We start from the raw sequence: 24,660 nt of genomic DNA, 5'->3' as shown, positions 1-24,660 counted from the left end.
GTCACCGAACCTAGTGCGAACTCGCGGCGCGCGCTTCCGGTCGCGGTCGCGGGTCGCCGGTCGGCGGGCGAGTCGACCGACCGTCACCACCCGCGGTCGCGCCACTCGGCCAGGTGCGGACGCTCGGCGCCGATCGTCGTGTCGTCGCCGTGTCCGGGGTGGACCACCACGTCGTCGTCGAGGACGTCGAAGACCCGGGACTCCAGGTCGTCCATCAGGGTGGTGAAGTCCTCGGGGGATCCGGTCTTGCCGGGCCCGCCGGGGAACAACGAATCGCCCGAGAACAGATGGGTCCCCGCGTCCGTCCGCAGGAGCAGGGCGATGCCGTCGGGCGTGTGGCCGCGCAGTCCGATGACCTCCAGTCGGAGGTCGCCCACCTCGAGTTCGTCCCCGTGGGAGACGTGTCGATCCGTGGGGACGTCGATGCCCGCGGCGTCACCGGGGGAGGCGATGGTGGTCAGGCCGAGCGCCTCGACCGTCTCAGCGAGCCCGATCCAGTGGTCGGCGTGCAGGTGGGTGGTCAGCACCTCCTTGACGCCGGGGGCGCGGTCGCGCAGATGCTCGACGAGCTGCGGCGCGTCGTTGGCGGCGTCGACCAGCAGGACCGCGCCGGTGTCGGTCGACTCGATGACGTAGACGTTGTTGTCCATCTCGCCGACGGAGATCTTGCTCAGTCGCGCGGGACCCACGGTCCAGCGCTCGCCGGTCAGGCGCCCGGAGAGGCGGCCGGAATAACCCTCGGTGAGGGTGATGCGGTCGGGTAGGGACTCGGTGGGATTCGACATAACTGCAGGCTACCGACGTCGGACGCGGCCGGTGGCCGTAAACGTGTCGTACCACGTTGGTACCTTCGTCTGCGGGAACGGTGGCCATGCCCCGGCGTACGGCTTCCGTCACGGATCAGTGGCGGCGCTCCCCATTCGGAAGGAGAACCCATGGTGGACCGTCTGGTCGTCCGCGGCGCACGGGAGCACAACCTCAAGGGCGTGGACATCGACGTGCCCCGCGACTCGCTGATCGTCTTCACGGGGCTGTCCGGCTCCGGCAAGTCGTCGCTGGCGTTCGACACGATCTTCGCGGAGGGTCAGCGTCGGTACGTCGAGTCGCTGTCCTCCTACGCCCGGATGTTCCTCGGTCAGATGGACAAGCCGGACGTCGACTTCATCGAGGGTCTCTCGCCGGCGGTGTCGATCGACCAGAAGTCGACCAACCGCAACCCCCGGTCGACCGTCGGAACCATCACCGAGGTCCACGACTACCTCCGTCTGCTCTACGCGCGCGCCGGGGTACCACACTGTCCGACGTGTGGCGAGGTGATCTCGCGGCAGACCCCGCAGCAGATCGTCGACCAGATCCTCGAGGGTGAGGAAGGGGCGCGGTTCCAGGTGCTCGCGCCCGTCGTGCGGACGCGAAAGGGGGAGTTCGTCGACCTCTTCGCGCAGCTCGCCGCCGACGGCTACAGCCGTGTGCGAGTGGACGGTGTCCTGCACTCGCTGTCCGAGCCCCCGACGCTGAAGAAGCAGGAGAAGCACGACATCGAGGTGGTGGTCGACCGGTTGGCGACCAAGCCGTCCTCGCGCCAGCGGCTGACCGACTCGGTCGAGACCGCCCTCGGCCTGGCCGACGGCGTGATCGTGATCGAGTACGTGGACCGCGACGAGTCGGATCCCGCCCGCCACCGGCGGTTCTCGGAGCACATGGCGTGCCCCAACGGCCACCCCATCGCGTTGGACGACATGGAGCCGCGCGCGTTCTCGTTCAACAACCCGTACGGCGCCTGCCCGGTGTGTGACGGCCTAGGAGCGCACCTCGAGGTGGACCCCGACCTCGTGGTCCCCGATCCCGAGCGGTCCCTGGCCGACGGTGCGATCGCGCCCTGGTCGGGTGGTCAGAGCGCGGACTACTTCCAGCAGCTCCTCACCGGCCTGGCCAGCGACATGGGCTTCGATCTGCGGACGCCGTGGCAGGACCTGCCCGCGAAGGTGCGCAAGGCCGTGCTGGGAGGAGCCCCGACCAAGGTCCGGGTCCAGTACCGCAACAGGTTCGGACGGACCCGCACCTATGACGCCAAGTTCGAGGGCGTCATGTCGTTCCTCAAGCGACGCCTCGAACAGACCGAGTCCGAATCGCAGAAGGAGCGCTACCAGGGTTACATGCGCGAGGTGCCCTGCCCGGGCTGCGACGGGACCCGCCTCAAGCCGGAGATCCTCGCCGTCACCCTCGCGGGCCCCGGCGGCCAGGAGCGCTCGATCGCGGACATCAGCCGTATGTCGGTCGAGGACTGCGCGGCCTTCCTCGACGGGCTGGAACTGGACTCGCGGCAGGCGATGATCGCCGGCCGCGTCCTCAAGGAGATCCAGGCCCGGATGGGGTTCCTCCTCGACGTGGGCCTGGACTACCTCTCCCTGGACCGCGTCGCCGGCAGTCTGTCCGGTGGTGAGGCCCAGCGCATCCGCCTGGCCACCCAGATCGGGTCGGGCCTGGCGGGAGTGCTCTACGTGCTCGACGAACCGTCGATCGGCCTTCACCAGCGCGACAACCGCCGCCTCATCGACACCCTCGTCCGCCTCCGCGACCTGGGCAACACCCTGCTCGTGGTCGAGCACGACGAGGACACCATCCGGTCCGCGGACTGGATCGTCGACATCGGCCCGCTGGCCGGTGAGCACGGCGGGCGGGTCGTCCACTCGGGCGACTACAAGGGGTTGCTGGCCAACACGGAGTCGCTCACCGGCGACTACCTGGCCGGCCGACGGAAGATCGCAGTGCCCGCCAAGCGACGCGAGCCGAGCCCCGACAGGCGGCTCCACGTCCGGGGCGCCCGGGAGAACAATCTCAAGAACGTCGACGTCGTGTTCCCCGCCGGCGTGCTGTGCGCTGTCACCGGGGTGTCGGGGTCCGGTAAGTCCACCCTTGTCAACGACATCCTGGCGACGACGCTCGCCAACCAGCTCAACCGCGCGCGGCAGGTCCCCGGCCGGCACTCCCGGATCGACGGGGTCGAGGACTTCGACAAGCTCGTCCAGGTGGACCAGTCGCCGATCGGCCGGACCCCGCGCTCCAACCCGGCCACCTACACCGGCGTCTTCGACAAGATCCGCACCCTGTTCGCGGCGACCACCGAGGCCAAGGTGCGTGGCTACAAGCAGGGCCGGTTCTCGTTCAACGTCAAGGGCGGGCGCTGCGAGGCCTGTCAGGGCGACGGCACGCTCAAGATCGAGATGAACTTCCTGCCGGACGTCTACGTGCCGTGCGAGGTGTGCCACGGCGCGCGGTACAACCGCGAGACGCTCGAGGTGCACTACAAGGGCAAGACCATTGCCGAGGTGCTCGACATGCCCATCGAGGAGGCCTGCGAGTTCTTCGAGCCCATCACCTCGATCCACCGCTACCTCAAGACGCTCACCGAGGTCGGGCTCGGCTACGTCCGACTCGGCCAGCCCGCGCCCACCCTCTCGGGCGGCGAGGCCCAACGCGTGAAGCTCGCAGCGGAGCTGCAGAAGCGTTCCAGCGGACGGACGGTGTACATCCTCGACGAGCCCACCACCGGTCTGCACTTCGAGGACATCACCAAGCTCCTGCTGGTGATCCAGGGTCTGGTGGACAAGGGCAACACCGTCATCGTCATCGAGCACAATCTCGACGTCATCAAGAGCGCCGACTGGGTCATCGACATGGGACCGGAGGGCGGTGCCGGCGGCGGGACCGTGGTCGCCGAGGGGACCCCCGAGCAGGTCGCCACCGTCCCGGAGAGCCACACGGGACGGTTCCTCGCGGAGGTCCTGCCCGCAGCGGATACCTCGACGGGGCAGGGGACCGACGGAACGAGCGCGGGAGAGAAGCCCTCCGCCTCGACCGCGACGAACGGGGCGCGCAAGGCCGGTGTGGCGAAGGCCGGTTCGACACAGACCGGAGAGAAGAGTTCGGGTACGAAGAAGCCCGCCCCGACCGCGGCCAAGAAGACCGCCGCCAAGGCGGCTCGCAGGGCGCGCGCGCTGCGCTGATCACCCGCCTCCGGGCGCGTGGTGCGTGCCCGATGCGAGCGGTCGGCGCCGTGCGGGCGCCGACCGCGGTGGGGGAGAGGTCAGTAGACCGGGCCGGTGAACTTCTCGCCGGGGCCCTCGCCGGGCTCGTCGGGGTACGCGCTGGCCTCGCGGAACGCCCGCTGCAGGCCCTGCAGCCCGTCACGCACGACGCGTGCCTGGGGCCCGAGATGCTCGGCCGAGCCGGTCACCAGGCCCGCGAGAGCGGTGATGAGCTTGCGGGACTCGTCGAGGTCGAGGCGCGGGCTCGAGGCCGGGTCATCGTCGGACAGCCCCAGCTTCTCGGCCGCGGCACTCATGAGGACGACGATGGAACGGAAGATGATCTCCTGCGCGGAGACGTCCGCCAGATCGACGATCTCGACCTCGCGAGCGTCGAGGTGATCCCCGAGCAGGTTCTCGGTGGCCTGGTCGGCGGATGAAGGATGGTCGGTGCTCATGCCGTTTACTGTCCCACGGACCGCCCGGAGCCGTGTGTACCGACACCGGTTTGGGGGCAACGGCCGGAACTGGTAGAGTTCATCACCGACTGTGGGAGCCCGCTACGACGCGGGTTCCGTCGTCCAAGAGGAGCCCGATCTCCCACCATCCGACGCCGCGAGGCAGTTTGATGGTCACCACCCCGGCGAGGGGTACCGCGAGTGATCGCGGACGTGTTCTCGTCGACGGGTGAGGAGTGAGAGGCCCCCGGTAGACATGCCGTGGGGCCTTCTCGGCTTCGCCGGCCACGGCCGGCGAGCGTGGGGCCCCTCGAGGGCGGTTGTGCGGCCACGTGAGTGGTCGCGGACGCCAGCACCGTAACTACCGAGGAGGGCCCATCAGCGCCGAAGCACGTATCAACGAACGAATCCGTGTCCCCGAAGTCCGACTCGTCGGCCCCGGGGGCGAGCAGGTGGGGATCGTTCGCGTCGAGGATGCACTTCGTCTGGCCCTGGAGGCCGATCTGGACCTCGTTGAGGTCGCGCCCAACGCACGCCCGCCGGTGTGCAAGATCATGGACTACGGCAAGTTCAAGTACGAGGCGGCGCAGAAAGAGCGCGAGTCGCGGAAGAACCAGCAGCAGACCGTCGTCAAGGAGCAGAAGCTCCGGCCGAAGATCGACACACATGACTACGAGACCAAGAAGGGGAACGTCGTCCGTTTCCTCGAGAAGGGCTCGAAGGTCAAGGTCACCATCATGTTCCGTGGCCGTGAGCAGTCCCGGCCCGAGCTCGGGTTCCGGCTGCTGCAGCGCCTGGCCGACGACATCACCGAGTACGGATACGTGGAGACCAGCGCCAAGCAGGACGGCCGCAACATGACCATGGTCGTGGCCCCCCACCGCGGCGCCAAGACCCGCGCCAAGGCGCAGGACTCGAAGGTCACCGACCCCGCGTCCGAGTAGGCCCTCCGCGCCGACAAGACCACGGACGCACGCCGTCCGCACACCCGAGGCCCCACCGGGCATTCCGGGCCGAACCATGTGAGGAAGACCGATCATGCCGAAGATGAAGACCCACAAGGGCACTGCCAAGCGCTTCCGGAAGACCGGAACCGGCAAGCTGGTCCGCCAGCAGGCCAACCGCCGCCACATCATGGAGAAGAAGCCCACCAAGCGCACCCGTCGCCTCGACGGCCGCACGGACGTCGCCCCGGCCGACGTGCCCCGCATCAAGCGGCTCCTCGGGCTCTGAGCCCCTCCTACCTTCAGTAATTCACGGTCGCCCCGTAGGCGACCGACCCAGACCAGTGAGGATTGACCAGTGGCACGCGTGAAGAGGGCAGTCAACGCCCAGAAGAAGCGTCGGACCGTACTCGAGTCCACCAAGGGCTACCGTGGGCAGCGTTCACGGCTGTACCGCAAGGCCAAGGAGCAGATGCTCCACTCGATGACCTACAGCTACCGCGATCGTCGCGCGCGCAAGGGCGACTTCCGGAAGCTGTGGATCTCGCGGATCAACGCCGCGGCCCGCGCCAACGACATGACCTACAACCGCTTCGTCCAGGGCCTCAAGCTCGCCGGCGTTGAGGTGGACCGTAAGGTGCTCGCCGACCTCGCCGTCACCGACCCGGCCGCCTTCACGGCGCTGGTCGAGGTCGCACGCAAGGCTCTGCCGGCCGACGTCAACGCACCGGCTGCCTGACACTCGCGACTTGACGAACACTCCGCCCGACCAGGGCACGGGGCGACCCGCGGATCCGTTCACCGAACGGACCCCGCGGGTCGTTTCCGCATCCAAGCTCCACCGCTCGGCTGCCCGGCGCAAGGCCGGCCGCTTCCTCGCCGAGGGCGCCAACTCGGTCGAGGCCGCGCTCGCCACCGGCTCCGCCGTCGAACTCTTCTGTACCGAGGCGGCGCTCGACCGGTTCGGCGGCCTGATCGACGCCGGTCGCTCCGCCGGCGTCCCGGTGTCCGTGGTGACCGACCGCGCCATCCGCGGGCTGTCCGATACCGTCACGCCGACCGGGATCGTCGCTGTCTGCCGCTCCGTCACGCGAACCGCCGCCGACGCCACCACGCGCGCCGCGGTGACGAACGACGGGCCGGACATGGTCGCCTCGCCGCGCCTCGTCGCGGTCGGTCAGGGACTGGCCGAGCCGGGCAACGTCGGTACCCTCATCCGTGTCGCGGACGCGCTCGGCGCCGACGCCGTGTGGCTCACCGAGGGAGCGGTCGACCCGGAGAACCCCAAGGCCGTCCGTTCCTCGGCCGGGAGTGTCTTCCACCTCCCCGTGGTACGCGGCATCGCCGAGGACGACCTCGTCGGTCGCGCCCACCGGGCGGGTCTGCAGGTCGCCGTCGCGGACGCCGGCGGAGAGGTCGACATCGAACGCGCCGACGATGTGCTCGCCGCTCCCACCGCGTGGATCTTCGGCAACGAGGCCCACGGCGTGCCGACTGACCTCGCCGTCGCCGCCGACCTGCGGGTTCGCATCCCCATCCGCGGTCGCGCCGAGAGCCTGAACATCGTCACTGCGGCGTCCATCTGCCTGCACACCAGCTCCCGGCTGCAGGCGGGAGCGTGAGCGCCACGCTCACCGTCCGCGGAGTCGGCGCCACCCGGGGAGCGCGCACGCTGTTCGATGGGCTCGACCTCGTCGTCGCCCCCGGTGACGTCTGGGGCCTGGCCGGGCCCAACGGCGCCGGTAAGTCCACCCTGCTCCACGCGCTGGCCGGCGACCCTCTCGCGGAGATGACCGGACAGGTCACCGTCAGCCCGCCGGACGCCACGGTCGGCCTCCTCCGCCAGGAGGTGGAGCGGGACGACGACGAGGTGGTGCGCGACTTCCTGCACCGCGTCACCGGCGTCGCGGACGCGCAGGCGCGGATGGACGCGCTCGCGGAGCGGATGGCCGACTCCACCGCCGCCGCCGAGGCCTACGGGGACGCCCTCGAACGCTGGCTCGCGCTCGGCGGCGGCGACCTCGACGACCGGATCCCCGCCACCGCCGCGCGGCTCGGGCTCGACGCCGCCGTGACGGAGCTGCCGATGACCGCGCTGTCGGGAGGGCAGGCCGCGCGCGTCAACCTCTGCGCCGTCCTGCTCAGCCAGTACGACATCCTGCTCCTCGACGAGCCGACCAACGACCTCGACCTCGCGGGACTGGCCGTCCTCGAGGAGTTCATGCGGTCCGAACGCCGCCCCATGGTGGTGGTCAGCCACGATCGCGAGTTCCTGTCCCGATGCGTGACCGGCATCGTCGAACTCGACTCCGCCCAGCGGCAGATCACCGTGTTCGACGGGGGCTACGAGTCCTACCTGACCGAGCGCGCGCTGGCGCGGCAGCGGGCCCGCGACGCCTATGAGGAGTACGCGGGCCGGGTCGACCAGCTCAAAGAGCGCGTGCAGACGCAGAAGACCTGGCTCGACAAAGGCGTGCGCAACACCATGCGCAAGACCGGCGGCAAGGACGTCGAACGGGACAAGCACATCCGCAACCGGGCCGGACAGCGGTCGGAGAAGCAGGCTGCCAAGATCGCCCAGTCCGAGCGGGCGATGGAGCGGCTCGAGGTGGTCGAGGAGCCGCGCAAGGAGTGGGAGCTGCGCATGGAGATCGCCGCCGCACCCCGCTCCGGCGCGGTGGTGGCGGTGCTGACCGACGCGGTGGTCCGGCGCGGGGACTTCGCGCTGGGGCCCGTCACCGTGCAGCTGGGTGCCGGCGACCGGGTCCTCGTCAGCGGGGCCAACGGTGCCGGGAAATCCACCCTGCTGGCGGTGCTCACCGGAGCGTCGTCGCCCGATGCGGGGCGCGCGACGATCGGGTCCGGCGTGGTGCCCGGCCGGGTCGACCAGGCGCGCTCGGAGTTCAGCGGCGGCGACACGCTGCTCGACACGTTCTGTGTGGCCGCCGACCCGGCCGGGCTCGACCCCACCGAGGCGCGAACACTCCTGGCCAAGTTCGGGCTCGGCGGCGAGCACGTCGCGCGGGCCTGCGCCACGCTGTCACCGGGCGAGCGCACCCGCGCGGCGCTGGCGCTGCTCCAGCAGCGCGGGGTGAACCTGCTCGTCCTGGACGAACCCACCAACCACCTCGACCTTCCCGCGATCGAGCAGCTCGAGCAGGCCGTGGACGCCTTCGACGGGACGGTCCTGCTGGTGACCCACGACCGGCGCATGCGGGACACCTTCCGCGCGACCCGCGAGTTCGTGGTGGAGTCGGGGGCCGTCCGGGAGGCCAGGTGACGCAGCCTGCCGGCGGGATCAGCTCGGAGCGCAAGCCGTCAGGATTGTCGCCGCCGCGGTGTGGGATCCGGCGAGGAGATGACGACGACGAGGAGCGCGGTGACCCGGCGCCGGGGCTGAGCCCTCGGACGAGCCGGCCCGGGCGGACCCGGGGGCGCTACGGGGATCGACTACCCTCGGAACCCGTGGTGTGTCGGTTGCGAGAGGCCGACGTGACGGGGAGGACGAGGGCACTGGTGAGCGAAGACACAGGCGCGGGCGAGGTCCGGATCGACGAGGAGTCACTGACCGGCTACGCCGCCGACGCCGAGGCCGCGTTCGCGGGAGCCTCCGACCTCGACGCGTTGGCCGCCGCCAAGACGGCGCATCTGGGCGACCGCAGTCCGGTCGCCCTGGCGCGGCGGGGCCTGGGCGCGCTGCGCAAGGAGCAGAAGGCGTCGGCCGGCAAGGCGGTCAACGTGGCCCGCGGGCGCGTGCAGCAGGCATATGACAGGCGCCTGGCCGAACTGCAGGCCGAGCGCGACGCCGCCGTCCTCGTGGCCGAGACGCTCGACCTGACGGTCCCGTCCGGACGCGCCCCGGTGGGAGCCCAGCATCCCATCACGATCATCACCGAGGAGGTCACGGACGTGTTCGTGGCGATGGGCTGGGAGATCACCGAGGGGCCCGAGGTCGAGGCGGAGCACTACAACTTCGACGCGCTGAACTTCTTGCCCGATCATCCGGCGCGCACGCTGCAGGACACCTTCCACGTCGCGCCCGAGGGCAGCCGCCAGGTGCTGCGCACGCACACCTCCCCGGTGCAGATCCGCACGATGCTCGACCGCGAGCCGCCGATCTACGTGGCATGCCCGGGCCGGACCTTCCGTACCGACGAGCTCGACGCCACCCACACCCCGGTCTTCCACCAGGTGGAGGGTCTGGCGATAGACAAGGGGCTGACGATGGCCCACCTGCGTGGCGCGCTCGACGCGTTCGCGCGCGCCCTGTTCGGTCCGGGGACCCGGACGCGCATGCGGCCCAACTACTTCCCGTTCACCGAACCCTCCGCCGAGGTGGACGTGTGGTTCCCCCGCAAGAAGGGCGGCGCCGGGTGGGTCGAGTGGGGCGGCTGCGGCATGGTCCACCCGAACGTCCTCACGGCCTGCGGGATCGACCCCGAGGAGTACTCGGGCTTCGCGTTCGGTATGGGCCTGGAGCGCACCCTGCAGTTCCGGAACGGCCTGTCGGACATGCGCGACATGGTCGAGGGCGACGTCCGCTTCTCCCTGCCCTTCGGCATCCGCGCCTGACGCGCCGCACCCCTCCCACCACACTGAGACGAAGGACCCCACAGTGCGAATTGCGCAGTCCTGGTTGACCGAGATCCTGCAGCGGGCCAACGACGGCTGGTCCGTGACGCCCGCCGAGCTCGACGCCGGGTTCGTTCGCGTCGGCCTCGAGGTGGAGGGCGAGCCGGAGCAGCTCCCCGAGATCACCGGCCCGCTCACGATCGGCCGGGTCGCGAGTATCGAGGAGCTCGAGGGCTTCAAGAAGCCCATCCGCTTCTGTCTGGTCGACGTGGGCGGTGACGAGCCGCAGCAGATCGTGTGCGGCGCCCGCAACTTCGCGGAAGGCGACCTGGTCGTCGTCGCCCTACCGGGCACCGTCCTGCCGGGCGGGTTCGAGATCGGCAAGCGCAAGACCTACGGCAAGCCGAGTGAGGGCATGATCTGTTCGGCCTCCGAGCTGGGGATCGGCTCCGACCACAGCGGGATCATCGTCCTCGCCGAGGGCACCGCCGAGCCCGGGGACCCCGCCGGCCCGGTGTTGGCCGCGGGCGCCGGCGAGCGGGACACCGTGATCGAACTCAACGTGACGCCGGATCGGGGCTACTGCCTGTCTGCCCGCGGCCTGGCCCGCGAGCTGGCGTGCGGGTTCGACCTGGATTTCGCCGACCCGGCGGTCGAGCTCGGGCTGCCGTCGGAGAAGGAGGCCTGGCCGCTCGAGGTGACCGCCGAGTCCGGTGCCCGGCGGTTCGCCCTGCGTCGCGTGACGGGCGTGGACCCGGCCGCGCGCACCCCGTGGTGGATGGCCCGCCGCCTGTTGCTCTCGGGCGTGCGTCCGATCTCCCCGGCCGTAGACGTCACCAACTACGTCATGCTCGAACTCGGTCACCCGATGCACGCGTTCGACGCCGCCCGCGTGCAGGGCGGTCTCGTTGTGCGTCGTGCGCGGGCGGGGGAGACCCTGGTGACGCTCGACGACGTCACGCGCACCCTCGACCCCGAGGACGTCGTCATCTGCGACGAGACCGGCCCCATCTCGATGGCCGGCGTCATGGGCGGTGCCTCCACCGAGGTCTCGGACACGACGACCGACGTCCTGTTGGAGGCCGCGGTGTGGGACACGCTCGCGGTGTTCCGGACGATCCGCCGTCACAAGCTGCCGAGTGAGGCCGGCAAGCGCTACGAGCGCGGGGTCGACGCGGCGGCCTCGATCGCCGCCCTGGACCGCGCGGCCACCCTGCTCGCCGAGATCACCGGCGGCACGGTCGAGGACTCGCTCACGGACGTGGGGTCCGCCCCGGTCATGCCGACGATCGCGTTCGACCCGGACCGCCCCTCGCGCGTGGCCGGCGTCGGGTACCCGGCCGGGACCGCCCGGAGGCGCCTGGAGCAGATCGGCTGCGCCGTCGCCGGTGACGACGCAGTGCTGCTGGAGGTCACGCCGCCGACCTGGCGTCCCGACCTCGCGCTGCCGGCCGACCTCGTGGAGGAGGTGCTGCGCCTGGAGGGGCTGGAGAACATCCCGTCGGTGCTGCCCACCGCCCCGGCGGGCCGGGGCCTGACCGCCGAGCAGCGTGGGCGACGCGCCGTCGGTCACGCCCTCGCCGCGGCCGGGCACGTGGAGGTGCTGACGTCCCCGTTCTGTGATCCGTCGGTGTTCGACGACATGGGACTGGGTGACGACGACGAGCGCCGCAACACGATGTCCGTGGTCAACCCCCTCGAGAGCGACAAGTCGCACCTCGCGACCACGCTGCTGCCCTCATTGGTCGAGATCGCCCGCCGCAACATCACCCGGGGGACTCGCGACCTCGCGCTGTTCTCGGTCGCGCAGGTGTCGTTCCGTACGCCCACAACCGCGCCGGTGGAGATGCTGCCGGTCGACCGCGAGCCCACCCCGGAGGAGCGCGAGCGGCTGAGCGCCTCGCTGCCCGAGCAGCCGCTGCACGTCGCTGCGTTGTACACCGGCAAGCGCGAGCCGGCCGGGCACTTCGGCCCGGGCCGGGAGGCCGACGCCCTCGACGCGGTGGAGGCGGCGAGGATCGTCGGTCGTACGCTCGGTGCCGAGGTGCGTGTCCGGGCGGCGGAGTGCGCGCCCTGGCACCCGGGCCGCTGTGTGGAGGTGCTCGTCGACTCGGTCGTCGTCGGGCACGCCGGCGAACTGCACCCGGCGGCGTGCGAGCGACTCGGAGTGCCGGCCCGGACCTGCGCCGTGGAACTCGACCTCACCGCGATCGGTGTCCGTGAGGTCCTGCCGGCCCCGACGATCTCGGCGTACCCGGCGGTGAACCAGGACGTCGCTCTCGTGGTGGACGCCTCGGTGCCAGCCGCGGACGTCGAGTCCGCGCTGCGCTCGGGGGGCGGGGAGCTGCTCGAGAGCGTGCGCCTGTTCGACGTCTACACCGGCGCCCAGCTCGGCGAGGGCCGCAAGTCCCTGGCGTATGCGCTGACGTTCCGCGCCGCCGACCGCACGCTCACCGAGGACGAGGCGAGCACCTGGCGCAGCGCGGCCGTCGAGGCCGCGGAGAAGGCCGTGGGGGCGGTTCTGCGTGGCTGACAGGGTCCGGGCACCGAGGGTGCTGTGCATCGCGGGCACCGACCCGTCCGGCGGCGCGGGTCTGCTCGCGGACGTCAAGGCGGTCGCCGCGATGGGCGGGTACGGGATGGGCGCCGTCACCGCGGTCACCGTCCAGAACACCGTCGGCGTCACCGGGGTGCACGCCGTGCCGCCCGAGACTGTCATCGCCCAGCTCGACGCCGTGGCCGAGGACGTGGTGATCGACGCCGTCAAGATCGGCATGCTCGGTGAGGCGGGCCTCGTCGAGGCGGTCGGGGACTGGCTTCGTCGTCGTCGTCCTCCGCACGTCGTCCTCGACCCGGTCATGGTCGCCACCACCGGTGGCCAGCTGGCCAGTGACGACGCCGCGCACAGGCTCCGTGACCTGGTACCCCTCGCGGACCTTGTCACGCCGAACGTCCCCGAGCTCGCCGTCCTGTGCGGCGAGACGAGCGCCACGGACATCGAGACCATCGTCGGTCAGGCCGAACTCGTTCACGAGCAGACCGGCTGCGCGGTGCTCGCCACCACCGGCGACCTCGAGGACGGCAGCGCCGAGGACGTCCTCGTCGAGACCGAGGGCGGCAGGCGGACCACGCTCCGCCTGCCGTTCGTGCGGGTCGACACCCCGCACACGCACGGCACCGGATGCTCGTTGTCCTCGGCCCTGGCCACCGCCCGTGTCGGCGTGCCGGACTGGGAGGCGGCCTACCGCCGCGTCCGGCCGTGGATGGACGGGGCGCTGCACGGTGGGCTCGCACTCGAGGTGGGCCGCGGATCCGGGCCGCTCGACCACACCTGGTTCCTGCACCGCTGAGCGTCTCCGGGGGTCGCCCCGGACGTCGGGCACGGTTGCTCCGGCCGAGGCGCGGCCGCCGTCGGTGTCGTACACGTGTGCGAGCATCCGTCCCGACTGACAGCCGAGACGACCAGGAGCAGACCATGAACGCCTCTCACGCCACCTCCTCGCATGACGACCAGCGCCACGGGAGCGACCGCGACCGGCGCGGAGCGGACGACCGCGACCCGCATGGTGCGGGCCCGCGCGGCCGCGACGACGCCCCGCCACCCGAGAAGGCGCTGGACCGGGTGCGCAAGCTCTTCGCCAAGGCCGAGAGCGTGGCCGGCACGCCGGAGGCGGACGTGCTCCTCGAGCGCGCCTACGCACTTCTCGCCAAGTACGGCGTCGACGAGGCGCTGGCGCGCACGGGTCCCGACACCACCGCGGCGGAGGTGACCGTGCTCGACCACGTGGTCTCGGGCAGCTATCAGCCCGACCAGGTGGGCCTCGTCGCCGCACTCGCGTCGGCGATGCACTGCCGGGCCGTCACCGCCGTGCGCGGGGACAACACGCGCGTCGTCCATATCGTCGGGGTCCGTCGGCACGTCGAGCGGGTGGGCATGCTGGCCGGCGCGTTGACCGGGGTGATGCTCGCCGCGGCGGCCCGCCAGCGCCCGGCGCCCGGCGTCTCCGCCGTCACCCATCGCAAGTCGTTCATGACCGGGTTCGCCTTCGAGGTCGGCCGGCGGCTGGAAGCCGCGGAGCAGGGCGCCGTCGCCGAGAGCCGGGACGCGGCCGGGGCGGGGATCGTCCTCCGGTCGGACGCCCAGCGGGCGGACGCGGAGCTGCGCCGCCGGTTCCCGACCGCGGTGCGCGGCACCCGCCGACGGGTCGGTATGTCCGGAATAGAGGAGGGGCGACGGGTGGGCGGCTCGGTGGACCTGGGGCAGCGGCGGTTCGCGGGGGGACGGCGACAGCTGGGGGCCTGACCCCCGCACGTGCAAAAGGTTGCAACGTCGTGCATACTCATGCGCATGGCAATCAAGGTAGCGGTCGCAGGTGCTTCGGGATACGCGGGAGGGGAGTTCCTCCGCCTCCTCCTGGGGCATCCGGCCTACGTGTCGGGTGAGCTCGAGCTGGGCACCCTGTCCGCCGGGTCGAACGCCGGACAGACGCTGGGTGAGCATCACCCGCACCTGCTGCCGCTCGCCGACCGTGTCCTGGCGGAGACCGACGCGCAGTCCCTCGCGGGCCACGACGTGGTGGTGCTCGGCCTGCCCCACGGGCACTCCGCGGCGATCGCCGAGCAGCTGGGGCCGGACGTCCTCGTCGTCGACCTCGGCGCGGACTTCCGGCTCTCCAGCGCCGAGGACTGGACGGGCTACTACGGTTCCGAGCACGCCGGGTCGTGGCCGTACGGACTCCCCGAGCTGCCGGGGGCGCGCGAGGCGCTGCGGACCACCCGCCGTGTCGCCGTGCCCGGGTGCTTTCCCACCGGGGCGACGCTCGCGCTGTTCCCGGCCGTCGCGGCGAAGCTGATCGACGCCTCGGCCATCACGATCGTCTCCGTCACCGGCGCGTCCGGCGCCGGCAAATCCGCCAAGGTCCCGATGCTGGCCTCGGAGGTCATGGGCTCGGTCAAGGCGTACGGCGTCACCACCCACCGGCACACCCCGGAGATCCTCCAGAACCTCCGGTCGGTCACCGACGAGCAGGTGTCGTTGAGCTTCACGCCGGTCCTCGCCCCCATGGCACGCGGCATCCTCACCACCGCCGTGGCCCCCACCACGGCGAGCGCCGCCGAGCTGCGCGCGGTCTATGCGGAGGCGTTCGGCGCCGAGCCGTTCGTCCACGTCCTGCCCGCCGGCGTGCAGCCCATGACCGCCTCCGTTCTCGGTTCCAACGCCGTGCAGTTGGGCATCGAGGTGGACGAGCGCGCGGGCCGCGCGGTGTTCACCGCCGCGATCGACAACCTGGCCAAGGGCACCGCCGGCGGGGCGATCCAGTCGATGAACCTCGCGCTCGGCCTGCCCGAGACCGACGGGCTCAGCACGGTCGGTCTCGCCCCGTGACCGACGCCGGACCGGTCGGTGCGGACGGCGCCGTCCCGGGCGAGGACCTCCACGGTCTCGTCCGCCGGAGGTACATCGACGATCCCGGGAGCGTGTCCTGGTGGGCGCCCGCCGGCACCGCGGCCCGGCTCGACATCGCCGCGCCGGGCGTGTCCGAGGCCGCGCTGGCCGGCGAACTCCAGTGGAGCGCCCGCTGCGCACAGGTCCCCGCCACCCGCGGCGTGGTGTTGATCGGAGATGCCGGCGCCGGGGACACGGCCGCCGACTTCACCGCCGCGCACCTCGTCGCCGAGAGCGTCGCCGAGTCGCTGGCCGCGGCGTCCGGGACGCAGGTCGGCCCGATCGAGGTCCTCGTCTTCCGGCCGGACACCGAGCACTCGCCGCTGCCCGAGCCGGCGCCCACGGCCGACGGCGTGGAGTTCCGGTTCCGACACCGCGGCGGCGCCGACGTCCATCTCACCCTGACCATCCCCGACCAGCCCGGAGAGGCCTGACATGACCACAGCGATGAACGACGGGTCCACCGAACTGACGCCGTTCGTCCGCGCGCACGTTCTCGCCGAGGCGCTGCCGTGGCTGCAGAAGTTCCACGACAAGATCGTCGTGGTGAAGTACGGCGGCAACGCCATGATCGACGACGAGCTCAAAAAGGCCTTCGCCGCCGACATGGTCTTCCTGCGCACCTGCGGGCTCAAGCCCGTCGTGGTCCACGGCGGGGGCCCGCAGATCACGTCGATGCTCGCGCGGCTCGGGATGGAGGGGGAGTTCCGCGGCGGGTTCCGGGTCACCACCCCCGAGGTGATGGACGTGGTGCGGATGGTGCTGTTCGGGCAGGTCGGGCGTGAACTCGTCGGCCTGATCAACGCGCACGGTCCGTACGCGGTCGGCATCTCCGGCGAGGACGCCGGCCTGTTCACCGCCGTCCGGCGTACCGCGATGGTCGACGGTCGGCCCACCGACATCGGGCTCGTCGGCGACGTCGAATCCGTCGACCCGCGCGCGGTGCTCGACCTGATAGAGGCCGGACGGATCCCCGTGGTCTCGACCATCGCCCCCGATGCCGACGGGACCGTCCACAACATCAACGCCGACTCCGCCGCGGGTGCGCTCGCCTCGGCCCTGGAGGCGGAGAAGCTCGTCGTCCTCACCGACGTCGAGGGGCTGTACACGGACTGGCCCGATCGTTCCTCGCTGGTGACCCATCTGGGCACCCGGCCCCTGGAGCGCCTGCTCCCGTCACTGGAGAGCGGAATGGTCCCCAAGATGGAGGCCTGCCTGCGCGCCGTGCAGGGCGGCGTGCGCGCCGCCCACGTCATCGACGGCCGTGTCGAGCACTCCGTGCTGCTGGAGATCCTCACCGAGGGCGGCATCGGGACGATGGTGACCGAGGGCGATCACGAGACCCGGATACCGGCAGGAGACAACGCGTGAGCGAGAAGACCATTCCCACCCTCACCTCGAGGTGGGACACCGCCCTGATGCGCAACTACGGCACCCCGCCGCTCGCACTGGTCTCGGGACGCGGTGTCACCGTCGTCGGTGCCGACGGCCGCGAGTACACCGACCTCCTCGGCGGTATCGCGGTCAACTCGCTCGGCCACGCGCATCCCGCGATCGTCGACGCGGTCGGCCGGCAGGTCGCCGAGCTGGGGCACGTGTCGAACCTGTACGTGCACCCGACGGTCGTCGAGCTCGCGGAGCGGCTCGAGGCCCTGCTGGCGGTGGACGAGCCGGTGCGGGCGTTCTTCTGCAACTCGGGCGCCGAGGCCAACGAGGCCGCGTTCAAGATCGCCCGTCGCACCGGGCGTTCACGGATCCTCGCCGCCGAGAACGGCTTCCACGGTCGGACCATGGGCGCGCTGGCGATGACCGGTCAGCCCGCCAAACGCGAACCGTTCGAGCCGATGCCGGCCGGTGTCGAGTTCTATCCGTACGGCGACATCGACGCCCTCACCGCACTGGTGGAGAAGGCCCCCGCTGACACCGCCGCCGTGATCCTCGAGCCGCTGCAGGGCGAGGGCGGCGTCGTCGAACCGCCGGAGGGCTTCCTCGCCGACGTCCGCGCGTTGTGCACGGAGCACGGCGTCCTCATGATCGTCGACGAGGTCCAGACCGGGATCGCCCGGACCGGCGCGATGTTCGCCTCCCGCAAGGCGGGGGTGGTGCCCGACGTGATCACCCTCGCCAAGGGGCTCGGCGGCGGGCTGCCGATCGGGGCGTGCCTCGGGATCGGCTCGGCCGGTGAGCTGCTCACCGCAGGCCAGCACGGGACGACCTTCGGAGGTAATCCGGTCTCGTGCGCCGCCGCGCTCGCCGTGCTCGACACGATCGAGTCCGACGACCTCGTGGCGCACGTCGACCGGCTCGGCAAGGTCATCGCCGCGGAGATCGAGTGCCTCGACCATCCGCTGATCGACCACGTGCGGGGACGGGGGCTGCTGCTCGGCATGGTGCTCACCGCCCCGGTGGCCAAGTCCGTGGAGGAGGCCGCGCGGAGGGCCGGCTATCTCGTAGGGGCCACGACCGCCGACGTCGTCCGGCTCGCCCCGCCGCTCATCCTCACCGAGGGGCAGGCGGCGGAGTTCGTCTCCGCCCTGCCCGCGATCCTCGACGCCGCGTCCCAGAAGGAGTCCTCGTCATGACCGGTTCGCCCGTGGCCTCCCGCTCGGTGCGCCACTTCCTGCGCGACGACGACCTGAGCCCCGACGAGCAGTCCGCCGTCCTGGACCTGGCGTTGGAACTCAAAGCCGAGCCGTTCTCCGCGCGCCCGCTGGAGGGCCCACGCTCCGTCGCCGTCATCTTCGACAAGACGTCGACACGGACCCGATTCTCCTTCGACGCCGGAATCGCGCAACTGGGCGGCAACCCGATCGTCGTCGAGTCCGGTTCGACTCAGATGGGCAAGGGAGAGACGCTCGAGGACACCGCGAAGGTGATGTCCCGTTACGTCGAGGCGATCGTGTGGCGGACGTACTCCCAGGACGGGCTCGTCGAACTCGCCGGGCACTCGGACGTCCCGGTCGTCAACGCGCTGAGTGATGAGTTCCACCCCTGCCAGATCCTCGCGGACCTCCTCACGATCCGGGAGAACTTCGGCCGCACGGCCGGCCTGCGAGCCGTGTATCTCGGCGACGGGGCCAACAACATGGGGCACTCCTACCTGCTCGGCTTCGCCACGGCCGGAATCCACATCATCATCGCCGCTCCGGACGGATACCAGCCCTCCGGACAGGTGGTGGCCGACGCCGAGCGGATCGCGGAGGCCACGGGCGGATCGGTCGGCATCACCACCGACGTCGCCTCGGCCGTCGAGGGGGCCGACGTGCTCATCACCGACACCTGGGTGTCGATGGGCATGGAGGACTCCGCAGCCGACCGCCTCCGGGACCTGGCCGGTTACCGGCTCGGACAGGAGGCGGTGGACCGGGCCTCCGACGACGTGATCGTCCTGCACTGCCTGCCCGCGTACCGGGGCAAGGAGATCTCCGCCGAGGTCATCGACGGGCCCCGCAGCAGGGTGTTCGACGAGGCGGAGAACCGTCTCCACGCCCAGAAGGCCCTGCTCGTCTGGCTCCTGGAGCGGGCGTGACCGCGGTCGGCGCCGTGAGTAGGACGGTGCGGCACGCCCGCATCACCGACATCCTTCGGCGCCGTCCGGTGCGCAGCCAGACCGAACTGGCCGAGGCGCTGGCGGAGGAGGGGATCGCCGTAGCGGTGGCGACCCTGAGTAGGGACCTGGACGAGCTCGGCGCCGTCAAGCTCCGCGCCGCCGACGGGGGAGCGGGCCGCTACGTCATCCCGGAGGACGGGAGCCATGTCCCGGGAATCCCCGGGGGCACGGACCGACTGGCCAAGATGCTCGGCGAACTGCTCGTGTCCGCCGACCACAGCGGCAACATGGCGGTCCTGCGCACGCCGCCGGGGGCCGCCAACTTCCTCGCCAGCGCGCTCGACCGCGCCAACCTGGATGACGTCGTCGGGACGATCGCCGGGGATGACACCATATTCGTGATGGCCCGCGAACCCGTCGCCGGAGCGGAACTCGCGGACCGGCTCGCCGCGCTGGCCCGACGCCAGCTCTGACCCCGCGACCCGCACACCCGCACCCACAGACCCACAAACCCACAGCACACACCAAGGAGAACACCATGTCCGATCGCGTCGTCCTCGCCTACTCCGGCGGACTCGATACCTCCGTCGCCATCAGCTGGATCGGCAAGGAGACCGGTGCCGAGGTCGTCGCCGTCGCCATCGATCTCGGCCAGGGTGGCGAGGACATGGACGTGGTGCGCCAGCGCGCCCTGGACTGCGGCGCCGTCGAGTCGATCGTCGTGGACGCCCGCGACGAGTTCGCCGAGGAGTACTGCGCCCCCACCATCAAGGCCAATGGTCTCTACATGCGGCAGTACCCGCTCGTGTCGGCGATCTCCCGCCCGCTCATCGTCAAGCACCTGGTGACAGCGGCGAAGATGCACGGCGGCACCTCCGTCGCGCACGGCTGCACGGGCAAGGGCAACGACCAGGTCCGCTTCGAGGTCGGTTTCGGTGCCCTCGCCCCTGACCTCGACGTCATCGCGCCGGTACGCGACTACGCGTGGACCCGCGAGAAGGCGATCGAGTTCGCCGAGAAGAACGAGATCCCGATCAACGTCACCAAAAAGTCGCCGTTCTCGATCGACCAGAACGTCTGGGGCCGCGCGGTGGAGACGGGTTTCCTCGAGGACCTGTGGAACGCCCCCACCAAGGACGTCTACGACTACACCGAGGATCCGACGATCAACTTCGCCGCCCCTGACGAGGTCACCGTGACCTTCTCCGAAGGCGTGCCGGTCGCGATCGACGGCCGTAAGGTCAGTGTGCTCGAGGCGATCGAGGAGCTCAACCGTCGCGGCGGCGCGCAGGGCGTGGGGCGTCTCGACATGGTCGAGGACCGGTTGGTGGGCATCAAGAGCCGCGAGGTGTACGAGGCTCCGGGCGCGATGATTCTCATCACCGCCCACAAGGCCCTCGAGGACGTCACGCTCGAGCGCGAGCTCGCCCGCTACAAGTCCGGCGTCTCGGACGAGTGGTCGAACGCGGTCTACGACGGCCTGTGGTTCTCGCCCCTGAAGTACGCGCTGGACGCCTTCATCGACAACACCCAGCAGCACGTCTCGGGCGACATCCGGATGGTCCTGCACGGCGGGTCGATCACCGTCAACGGCCGCCGGTCCGACTCCTCGCTGTACGACTTCAACCTCGCGACCTACGACGAGGGTGATTCGTTCGACCAGAGCTACGCCAAGGGCTTCGTCAACCTACACGGCCTGAGCTCCAAGATCGCCGCCAAGCGGGACCTCGGCCTGTGAGTGCCGAGCAGAACGGCGGCGGGCGGACGACCGGGGAAGACCGGCACGGGACCAATACCGGCGCGCTGTGGGGCGGCCGGTTCGCCGGCGGCCCGGCGGAGGCCATGGCCGCACTGAGCAAGTCCACCCACTTCGACTGGGAGCTGGCCCCGTATGACATCCGGGCGTCCAAGGCGCACGCCCGGGTGCTGCACCGGGCGGGCCTGCTCACCGGGCCGGACCTGGACTCGATGCTCGACGGGCTGGATCGGCTCGCCGCTGACGTCGACTCCGGCGCGTTCGTCCCGGCCGAGTCGGACGAGGACGTTCACGGGTCTCTCGAACGCGGGCTCATCGACAGGGTCGGCCCCGAGGTCGGTGGGCGGCTGCGGGCCGGCCGCTCGCGCAACGACCAGGTCGCCACGCTCTTCCGGATGTGGCTCCGCGACGCGGTCCGGGTGGTGGCGACGGGCGTGCTCGACGTGGTCGACGCGCTCGTCGCGCAGGCCGACGCCCACCCGGAGACGGTCATGCCGGGCAAGACCCACTTCCAGGCAGCCCAGCCGGTGTTGCTCTCGCACCAGTTGCTCGCCCACGCGCAGCCGCTGTTGCGCGATCTCGACCGGATCAGAGACCTGGACCGCCGGCTGGCAGTGTCGCCCTACGGGTCGGGCGCACTGGCCGGGTCCTCTCTCGGGCTGGACCCGGACGCGATCGCTGCGGAGCTGGGCTTCGACCGCGCGGCGGACAACTCGATCGACGCCACGAGCTCGAGGGACTTCGCGGCAGAGGCGGCCTACGTGCTCGCGCAGATCGCGGTCGACCTCTCCCGTCTGGCCGAGGAGATCATCGCCTGGTCCACTCCGGAGTTCGGGTACGTCACGCTCGCCGACGAATGGTCGACGGGCAGCTCGATCATGCCGCAGAAGAAGAACCCGGACGTCGCCGAGCTGATGCGAGGGAAGACGGGGCGACTCATCGGCAACCTCACCGGGCTGCTCGCGACCCTCAAGGCGCAGCCGTTGGCCTACAACCGGGACCTACAGGAGGACAAGGAGCCGGTCTTCGACTCCGTGGCGCAACTGGACCTGCTGCTGCCGGCGATGGCAGGGCTCGTCGGCACGCTCGAGTTCCATCCCGAGCGACTCGCCGAGCTCGCGCCGGCCGGTTACACACTGGCGACGGACATCGCGGAGTGGATGGTCCGCCAGGGCGTCCCGTTCCGGGTCGCCCACGAGGCGGCCGGTGAGTGCGTGCGGGTGGCCGAGGGCCGCGGCGTGGGACTGGACGAGTTGGACGACGACGAGTTGGCGGCCGTGGACCCCGCGCTCACGCCCGAGGTCCGCGAGGTCCTCACGGTGTCCGGTTCGGTCGCGTCGAGGAACGCCCGTGGTGGGACCGCGGGTGAGGCCGTGGCGGAGCAACGCCGGCGGTTGGGCGAGGTCCGTGACCAGTTCGCCGCGTGGGTAGGGTGAGAGTCATGTCCGTCATCGACGCACGTCTGCTCGAGATCCTCGCCTGTCCTGAGGACAAGGGCCCCCTCCTCCTGATCGACGGGGAGACGCTGTACAACCCGCGTCTGCGCCGGGCCTACCGGATCGAGGACGGCATCCCCGTCCTGCTGGTCGACGAGTCCCGGCAGGTCGACGACGCCGAGCACGCGGATCTCGTCGCCCGGTCGGGCGGCACGCCCGCGGAGTGAGTCCGCTGGCGGGCGCGCCCCGGGCCGACCGCGACGACACCGGTGGCTACGAGACGGGTGGCGAGCGGTTCCGGGAGTTGCTGCGCGCCTCGTCCCCGGACGAGGCGGCGCGGCTACTTCTCGGCGGGATCCTCACACACGACACGGTCTCGGTGCGCGTCATGGAGGTCGAGGCGTACGGCGGACCCGCCGACTCGGCGTTTCCTGACGCGGCGGCCCACACGTGGCCGGGTCGCACGGCCCGCAACGAGGTGATGTTCGGCGACGCCGGTCACCTGTACGTCTACCTGAGCCACGGGTTGCACCAGTGCGTGAACATCACCTGCCGACCTCGGGGTGAGGGAGGGGGTGTGCTCCTCCGGGCGGCCCGCGTCGTGGGCGGTCACGAGACCGTGGAGACCCGCCGGCCCGGCATCCCGGTGGAACGCACCGCCCGAGGCCCCGGCAACCTCGGACGCACGCTCGGCATCGATCTGTCGATGCGGGGCACCAATGTGTTGGACCCCTCGTCGTCGATCAGGTTCCGACCCGAGCCGGTCCCCGACGACCACATCCGCTCCGGTCCGCGCGTGGGGGTCTCCCGCGAGGCGGACCGGCCCTGGCGGTTCTGGCTCGCCGGCGCGCGGGAGGTCTCCGCCTATCGGCGGAGCCCACGCGCACCGCAGGTCACCCGCCCCGTGGTGGCCGGTCGCACCGATGGGGGACAATGACGGTCGTGACCAACGACATCCTCGATGAACTGCAGTGGCGTGGGCTGATCGCCCAGTCGACCGACCTGGAGGCGCTTCGCGCCCACCTCGACGCGGGGACGGTCTCTCTCTACTGTGGGTTCGACCCGACCGGTCCGAGTCTGCATGCCGGGCACCTCATCCCGTTGCTGACCCTGCGCCGGTTCCAGCTGGCCGGGCACCGGCCCATCGTCCTCGCCGGCGGCGCCACAGGGATGATCGGCGACCCCCGCGAGGTGGGGGAGCGGGTCATGAACACCTCCGACACCGTCGCGGAGTGGACCGAGCGGATCGCCGGCCAGTTGGAATTGTTCGTCGACCTCACCGAGGGACCCACCGGTGCGCGGGTGGTGAACAACATGCAGTGGACCGGGCACATGACGGTCATCGAGTTCCTGCGCGACGTCGGTAAGCACTTCTCGCTCAACACGATGCTCGGGCGCGACACCGTCAAGCGTCGCCTCGAGGGCGAGGGCATCTCGTTCACCGAATTCTCCTACATGCTGCTGCAGGCAAACGACTTCCTGCAGTTGCGCCGCAACATGGGGTGCACACTGCAGCTGGGTGGATCCGACCAGTGGGGGAACATCATCGGCGGTGTCGACCTCAACCGGCGGGTGGACGGCGAGACGGTCCACGCGATGACGGTCCCCCTCGTGACTTCTGCCGACGGGAAGAAGTTCGGCAAGTCCACCGGCGGCGGCAGTCTGTGGCTGGATCCGTCCATGACGAGCCCGTACACCTGGTACCAGTACTTCCTCAACACCGCCGACGCCGACGTCGTGCGCTACCTACGGTGGTTCTCCTTCCTCGAGCGTGAGGAGATCGACGAGCTCGAGGCGTCGACCCGCGACAAGCCCCACCTGCGCGCGGCGCAGAAGCGCCTCGCCGAGGAGATGACGACGCTCGTGCACGGCGTGGCCGCGACGGAATCCGTCCAGGCCGCCGCGCAGGCCCTGTTCGGCCGCGGCGAGCTCGACGGGCTCGACGAGGCGACTCTGGCGGCGGCGCTCGAGGACGCCGGCGCGGTGGAGATCGCCCCGGGCAGCCCTACGACCATCGTCGACCTGCTCGTCGCCTCCGGGCTGAGCGAGAGCAAGGGTGCCGCCCGCCGTGCGGTCGGTGAGGGGGGCGCGTACGTCAACAACGAGCGGGTCTCGGACCCGGAGTGGACGCCGTCCTCCGGTGATCTCCTCCACGGCAAATGGTTGGTCCTGCGGCGTGGCAAGAAGAGCTTCGCGGGCGTCCGCATCAGCTGATCAGCCCCTGCGTACGACGATGGCGTCGGCTCTCGCCGACGCCATCGTTCGTTAGCTGGCTTGACCTGCGGGTTTGCGTTTCCGTTCACACCTGCGTAACTTATTGGACGTCGCCGAGAGCGGCGCGGACCGAGAGGCCCGAGCCGCCCGAGGAGACAGCCTCCGCGAAGCGGGAGGGCCCAGCCGGGTTTGACACGGTGAAGCGGGTCCGCTAAGCTGGAGGAGTTCCCTCGAAAGGGGCGGTGATCACCCCGGATGT

23 protein-coding genes are annotated in these 24,660 nt (G+C 70.9%); 21 read left to right on the top strand and 2 right to left on the bottom strand.

What is annotated here, in order from left to right; translation table 11 throughout:
* Positions 1 to 83 precede the first annotated feature (83 nt).
* On the bottom strand, positions 84 to 785 hold the full coding sequence (locus tag DCI01S_RS08215) for an MBL fold metallo-hydrolase (RefSeq protein WP_061228769.1): 702 nt from the start codon (positions 783 to 785) through the stop codon (positions 84 to 86).
* A gap of 150 nt (positions 786 to 935) precedes the next feature.
* Between DCI01S_RS08215 and uvrA the strand changes: the two genes are divergently transcribed.
* Positions 936 to 4,004, top strand: a complete 3,069-nt coding sequence (gene uvrA, locus DCI01S_RS08210) for an excinuclease ABC subunit UvrA (RefSeq protein WP_061228768.1) — start codon at positions 936 to 938, stop codon at positions 4,002 to 4,004.
* 80 nt (positions 4,005 to 4,084) lie between these two features.
* Here the strand turns inward: uvrA and DCI01S_RS08205 are convergent, their stop codons facing one another.
* The gene (locus tag DCI01S_RS08205) at positions 4,085 to 4,483 is read right to left on the bottom strand and encodes a DUF1844 domain-containing protein (protein ID WP_061228767.1); all 399 of its coding nucleotides are present in this window, start codon (positions 4,481 to 4,483) and stop codon (positions 4,085 to 4,087) included.
* A 332-nt stretch (positions 4,484 to 4,815) separates the two neighbouring features.
* Here DCI01S_RS08205 and infC point away from each other — a divergent pair, with 332 nt between their 5' ends.
* The 20 genes from infC to tyrS all read left to right on the top strand — a co-directional run bounded on the left by infC (position 4,816) and on the right by tyrS (position 24,401).
* Positions 4,816 to 5,427 (top strand): translation initiation factor IF-3, encoded by a 612-nt coding sequence (gene infC, locus DCI01S_RS08200; protein ID WP_100086307.1) that lies wholly within the window; start codon positions 4,816 to 4,818, stop codon positions 5,425 to 5,427.
* A gap of 94 nt (positions 5,428 to 5,521) precedes the next feature.
* On the top strand, positions 5,522 to 5,716 hold the full coding sequence (rpmI, locus tag DCI01S_RS08195; protein ID WP_007630819.1) for a 50S ribosomal protein L35: 195 nt from the start codon (positions 5,522 to 5,524) through the stop codon (positions 5,714 to 5,716).
* A gap of 69 nt (positions 5,717 to 5,785) precedes the next feature.
* On the top strand, positions 5,786 to 6,166 hold the full coding sequence (gene rplT, locus DCI01S_RS08190; protein ID WP_007630820.1) for a 50S ribosomal protein L20: 381 nt from the start codon (positions 5,786 to 5,788) through the stop codon (positions 6,164 to 6,166).
* Positions 6,167 to 6,176: 10 nt separating this feature from the next.
* Positions 6,177 to 7,049: a TrmH family RNA methyltransferase gene (locus tag DCI01S_RS08185; protein ID WP_061228766.1), complete on the top strand. Its 873-nt coding sequence runs from the start codon at positions 6,177 to 6,179 to the stop codon at positions 7,047 to 7,049.
* Positions 7,046 to 8,707 carry an ABC-F family ATP-binding cassette domain-containing protein gene (locus DCI01S_RS08180; RefSeq protein ID WP_061228765.1) on the top strand — a complete coding sequence of 554 codons (1,662 nt, stop codon included), beginning with the start codon at positions 7,046 to 7,048 and terminating at the stop codon, positions 8,705 to 8,707. The genes DCI01S_RS08185 and DCI01S_RS08180 overlap by 4 nt, the downstream gene beginning before the upstream one ends.
* A 236-nt stretch (positions 8,708 to 8,943) precedes the next feature.
* A complete protein-coding gene (pheS, locus tag DCI01S_RS08175; protein ID WP_061228764.1) occupies positions 8,944 to 9,999 on the top strand; it encodes a phenylalanine--tRNA ligase subunit alpha in 1,056 nt (351 codons plus the stop codon).
* Between the two features lie 43 nt (positions 10,000 to 10,042).
* Positions 10,043 to 12,532 carry a phenylalanine--tRNA ligase subunit beta gene (gene pheT, locus DCI01S_RS08170; RefSeq protein WP_061228763.1) on the top strand — a complete coding sequence of 830 codons (2,490 nt, stop codon included), beginning with the start codon at positions 10,043 to 10,045 and terminating at the stop codon, positions 12,530 to 12,532.
* Positions 12,525 to 13,349: a bifunctional hydroxymethylpyrimidine kinase/phosphomethylpyrimidine kinase gene (gene thiD, locus DCI01S_RS08165; protein ID WP_232303089.1), complete on the top strand. Its 825-nt coding sequence runs from the start codon at positions 12,525 to 12,527 to the stop codon at positions 13,347 to 13,349. Before pheT ends, thiD begins: the two co-directional genes overlap by 8 nt.
* A 125-nt stretch (positions 13,350 to 13,474) precedes the next feature.
* Entirely contained in the window at positions 13,475 to 14,302 is an 828-nt protein-coding gene (locus DCI01S_RS08160) for a DUF2786 domain-containing protein (protein WP_239550155.1), read from the top strand.
* A 45-nt stretch (positions 14,303 to 14,347) separates the two neighbouring features.
* Positions 14,348 to 15,385 carry an N-acetyl-gamma-glutamyl-phosphate reductase gene (argC, locus tag DCI01S_RS08155; RefSeq protein WP_061228804.1) on the top strand — a complete coding sequence of 346 codons (1,038 nt, stop codon included), beginning with the start codon at positions 14,348 to 14,350 and terminating at the stop codon, positions 15,383 to 15,385.
* Entirely contained in the window at positions 15,382 to 15,879 is a 498-nt protein-coding gene (locus DCI01S_RS08150; protein ID WP_061228761.1) for a hypothetical protein, read from the top strand. Before argC ends, DCI01S_RS08150 begins: the two co-directional genes overlap by 4 nt.
* Position 15,880: 1 nt before the next feature.
* Complete coding sequence (gene argB / locus DCI01S_RS08145; protein WP_061228760.1) at positions 15,881 to 16,816, top strand: acetylglutamate kinase; 936 nt, start codon at positions 15,881 to 15,883, stop codon at positions 16,814 to 16,816.
* Positions 16,813 to 18,027: an acetylornithine transaminase gene (locus DCI01S_RS08140; RefSeq protein ID WP_082767696.1), complete on the top strand. Its 1,215-nt coding sequence runs from the start codon at positions 16,813 to 16,815 to the stop codon at positions 18,025 to 18,027. Before argB ends, DCI01S_RS08140 begins: the two co-directional genes overlap by 4 nt.
* Positions 18,024 to 18,974 (top strand): ornithine carbamoyltransferase, encoded by a 951-nt coding sequence (gene argF, locus DCI01S_RS08135; RefSeq protein WP_061228759.1) that lies wholly within the window; start codon positions 18,024 to 18,026, stop codon positions 18,972 to 18,974. The genes DCI01S_RS08140 and argF overlap by 4 nt, the downstream gene beginning before the upstream one ends.
* The gene (locus tag DCI01S_RS08130; protein ID WP_106385954.1) at positions 18,971 to 19,468 is read left to right on the top strand and encodes an arginine repressor; all 498 of its coding nucleotides are present in this window, start codon (positions 18,971 to 18,973) and stop codon (positions 19,466 to 19,468) included. Before argF ends, DCI01S_RS08130 begins: the two co-directional genes overlap by 4 nt.
* Positions 19,469 to 19,533: 65 nt before the next feature.
* The gene (locus DCI01S_RS08125) at positions 19,534 to 20,733 is read left to right on the top strand and encodes an argininosuccinate synthase (RefSeq protein ID WP_061228757.1); all 1,200 of its coding nucleotides are present in this window, start codon (positions 19,534 to 19,536) and stop codon (positions 20,731 to 20,733) included.
* The gene (gene argH / locus DCI01S_RS08120; protein WP_061228756.1) at positions 20,730 to 22,187 is read left to right on the top strand and encodes an argininosuccinate lyase; all 1,458 of its coding nucleotides are present in this window, start codon (positions 20,730 to 20,732) and stop codon (positions 22,185 to 22,187) included. The genes DCI01S_RS08125 and argH overlap by 4 nt, the downstream gene beginning before the upstream one ends.
* 5 nt (positions 22,188 to 22,192) lie before the next feature.
* On the top strand, positions 22,193 to 22,414 hold the full coding sequence (locus DCI01S_RS08115; RefSeq protein ID WP_061228755.1) for a Trm112 family protein: 222 nt from the start codon (positions 22,193 to 22,195) through the stop codon (positions 22,412 to 22,414).
* On the top strand, positions 22,411 to 23,124 hold the full coding sequence (locus DCI01S_RS08110; RefSeq protein ID WP_082767695.1) for a DNA-3-methyladenine glycosylase: 714 nt from the start codon (positions 22,411 to 22,413) through the stop codon (positions 23,122 to 23,124). Before DCI01S_RS08115 ends, DCI01S_RS08110 begins: the two co-directional genes overlap by 4 nt.
* 5 nt (positions 23,125 to 23,129) lie before the next feature.
* Entirely contained in the window at positions 23,130 to 24,401 is a 1,272-nt protein-coding gene (gene tyrS / locus DCI01S_RS08105) for a tyrosine--tRNA ligase (protein ID WP_061228802.1), read from the top strand.
* Positions 24,402 to 24,660: the final 259 nt, after the last annotated feature.

The sequence above is a fragment of the Dietzia cinnamea NBRC 102147 genome (genome assembly GCF_001571065.1).
Classification (GTDB): Bacteria; Actinomycetota; Actinomycetes; order Mycobacteriales; family Mycobacteriaceae; genus Dietzia; species Dietzia cinnamea.
The sequence above is the reverse complement of the archived record's forward strand: the minus strand, read 5'-3'. Positions and strand labels throughout refer to the sequence as shown.

Excerpts from the sequence above, each read along its gene's own strand:
- DCI01S_RS08125 (WP_061228757.1), top strand. The coding sequence starts at position 19,534 with ATGTCCGATCGCGTCGTCCTCGCCTACTCCGGCGGACTCGATACCTCC.
- argF (WP_061228759.1), top strand. The coding sequence starts at position 18,024 with ATGACCGGTTCGCCCGTGGCCTCCCGCTCGGTGCGCCACTTCCTGCGC.
- DCI01S_RS08205 (WP_061228767.1), bottom strand. The coding sequence starts at position 4,483 with ATGAGCACCGACCATCCTTCATCCGCCGACCAGGCCACCGAGAACCTG.
- DCI01S_RS08215 (WP_061228769.1), bottom strand. The coding sequence starts at position 785 with ATGTCGAATCCCACCGAGTCCCTACCCGACCGCATCACCCTCACCGAG.
- DCI01S_RS08115 (WP_061228755.1), top strand. The coding sequence starts at position 22,193 with ATGTCCGTCATCGACGCACGTCTGCTCGAGATCCTCGCCTGTCCTGAG.
- DCI01S_RS08160 (WP_239550155.1), top strand. The coding sequence starts at position 13,475 with ATGAACGCCTCTCACGCCACCTCCTCGCATGACGACCAGCGCCACGGG.
- argB (WP_061228760.1), top strand. The coding sequence starts at position 15,881 with ATGACCACAGCGATGAACGACGGGTCCACCGAACTGACGCCGTTCGTC.
- uvrA (WP_061228768.1), top strand. The coding sequence starts at position 936 with ATGGTGGACCGTCTGGTCGTCCGCGGCGCACGGGAGCACAACCTCAAG.
- argC (WP_061228804.1), top strand. The coding sequence starts at position 14,348 with ATGGCAATCAAGGTAGCGGTCGCAGGTGCTTCGGGATACGCGGGAGGG.
- rpmI (WP_007630819.1), top strand. The coding sequence starts at position 5,522 with ATGCCGAAGATGAAGACCCACAAGGGCACTGCCAAGCGCTTCCGGAAG.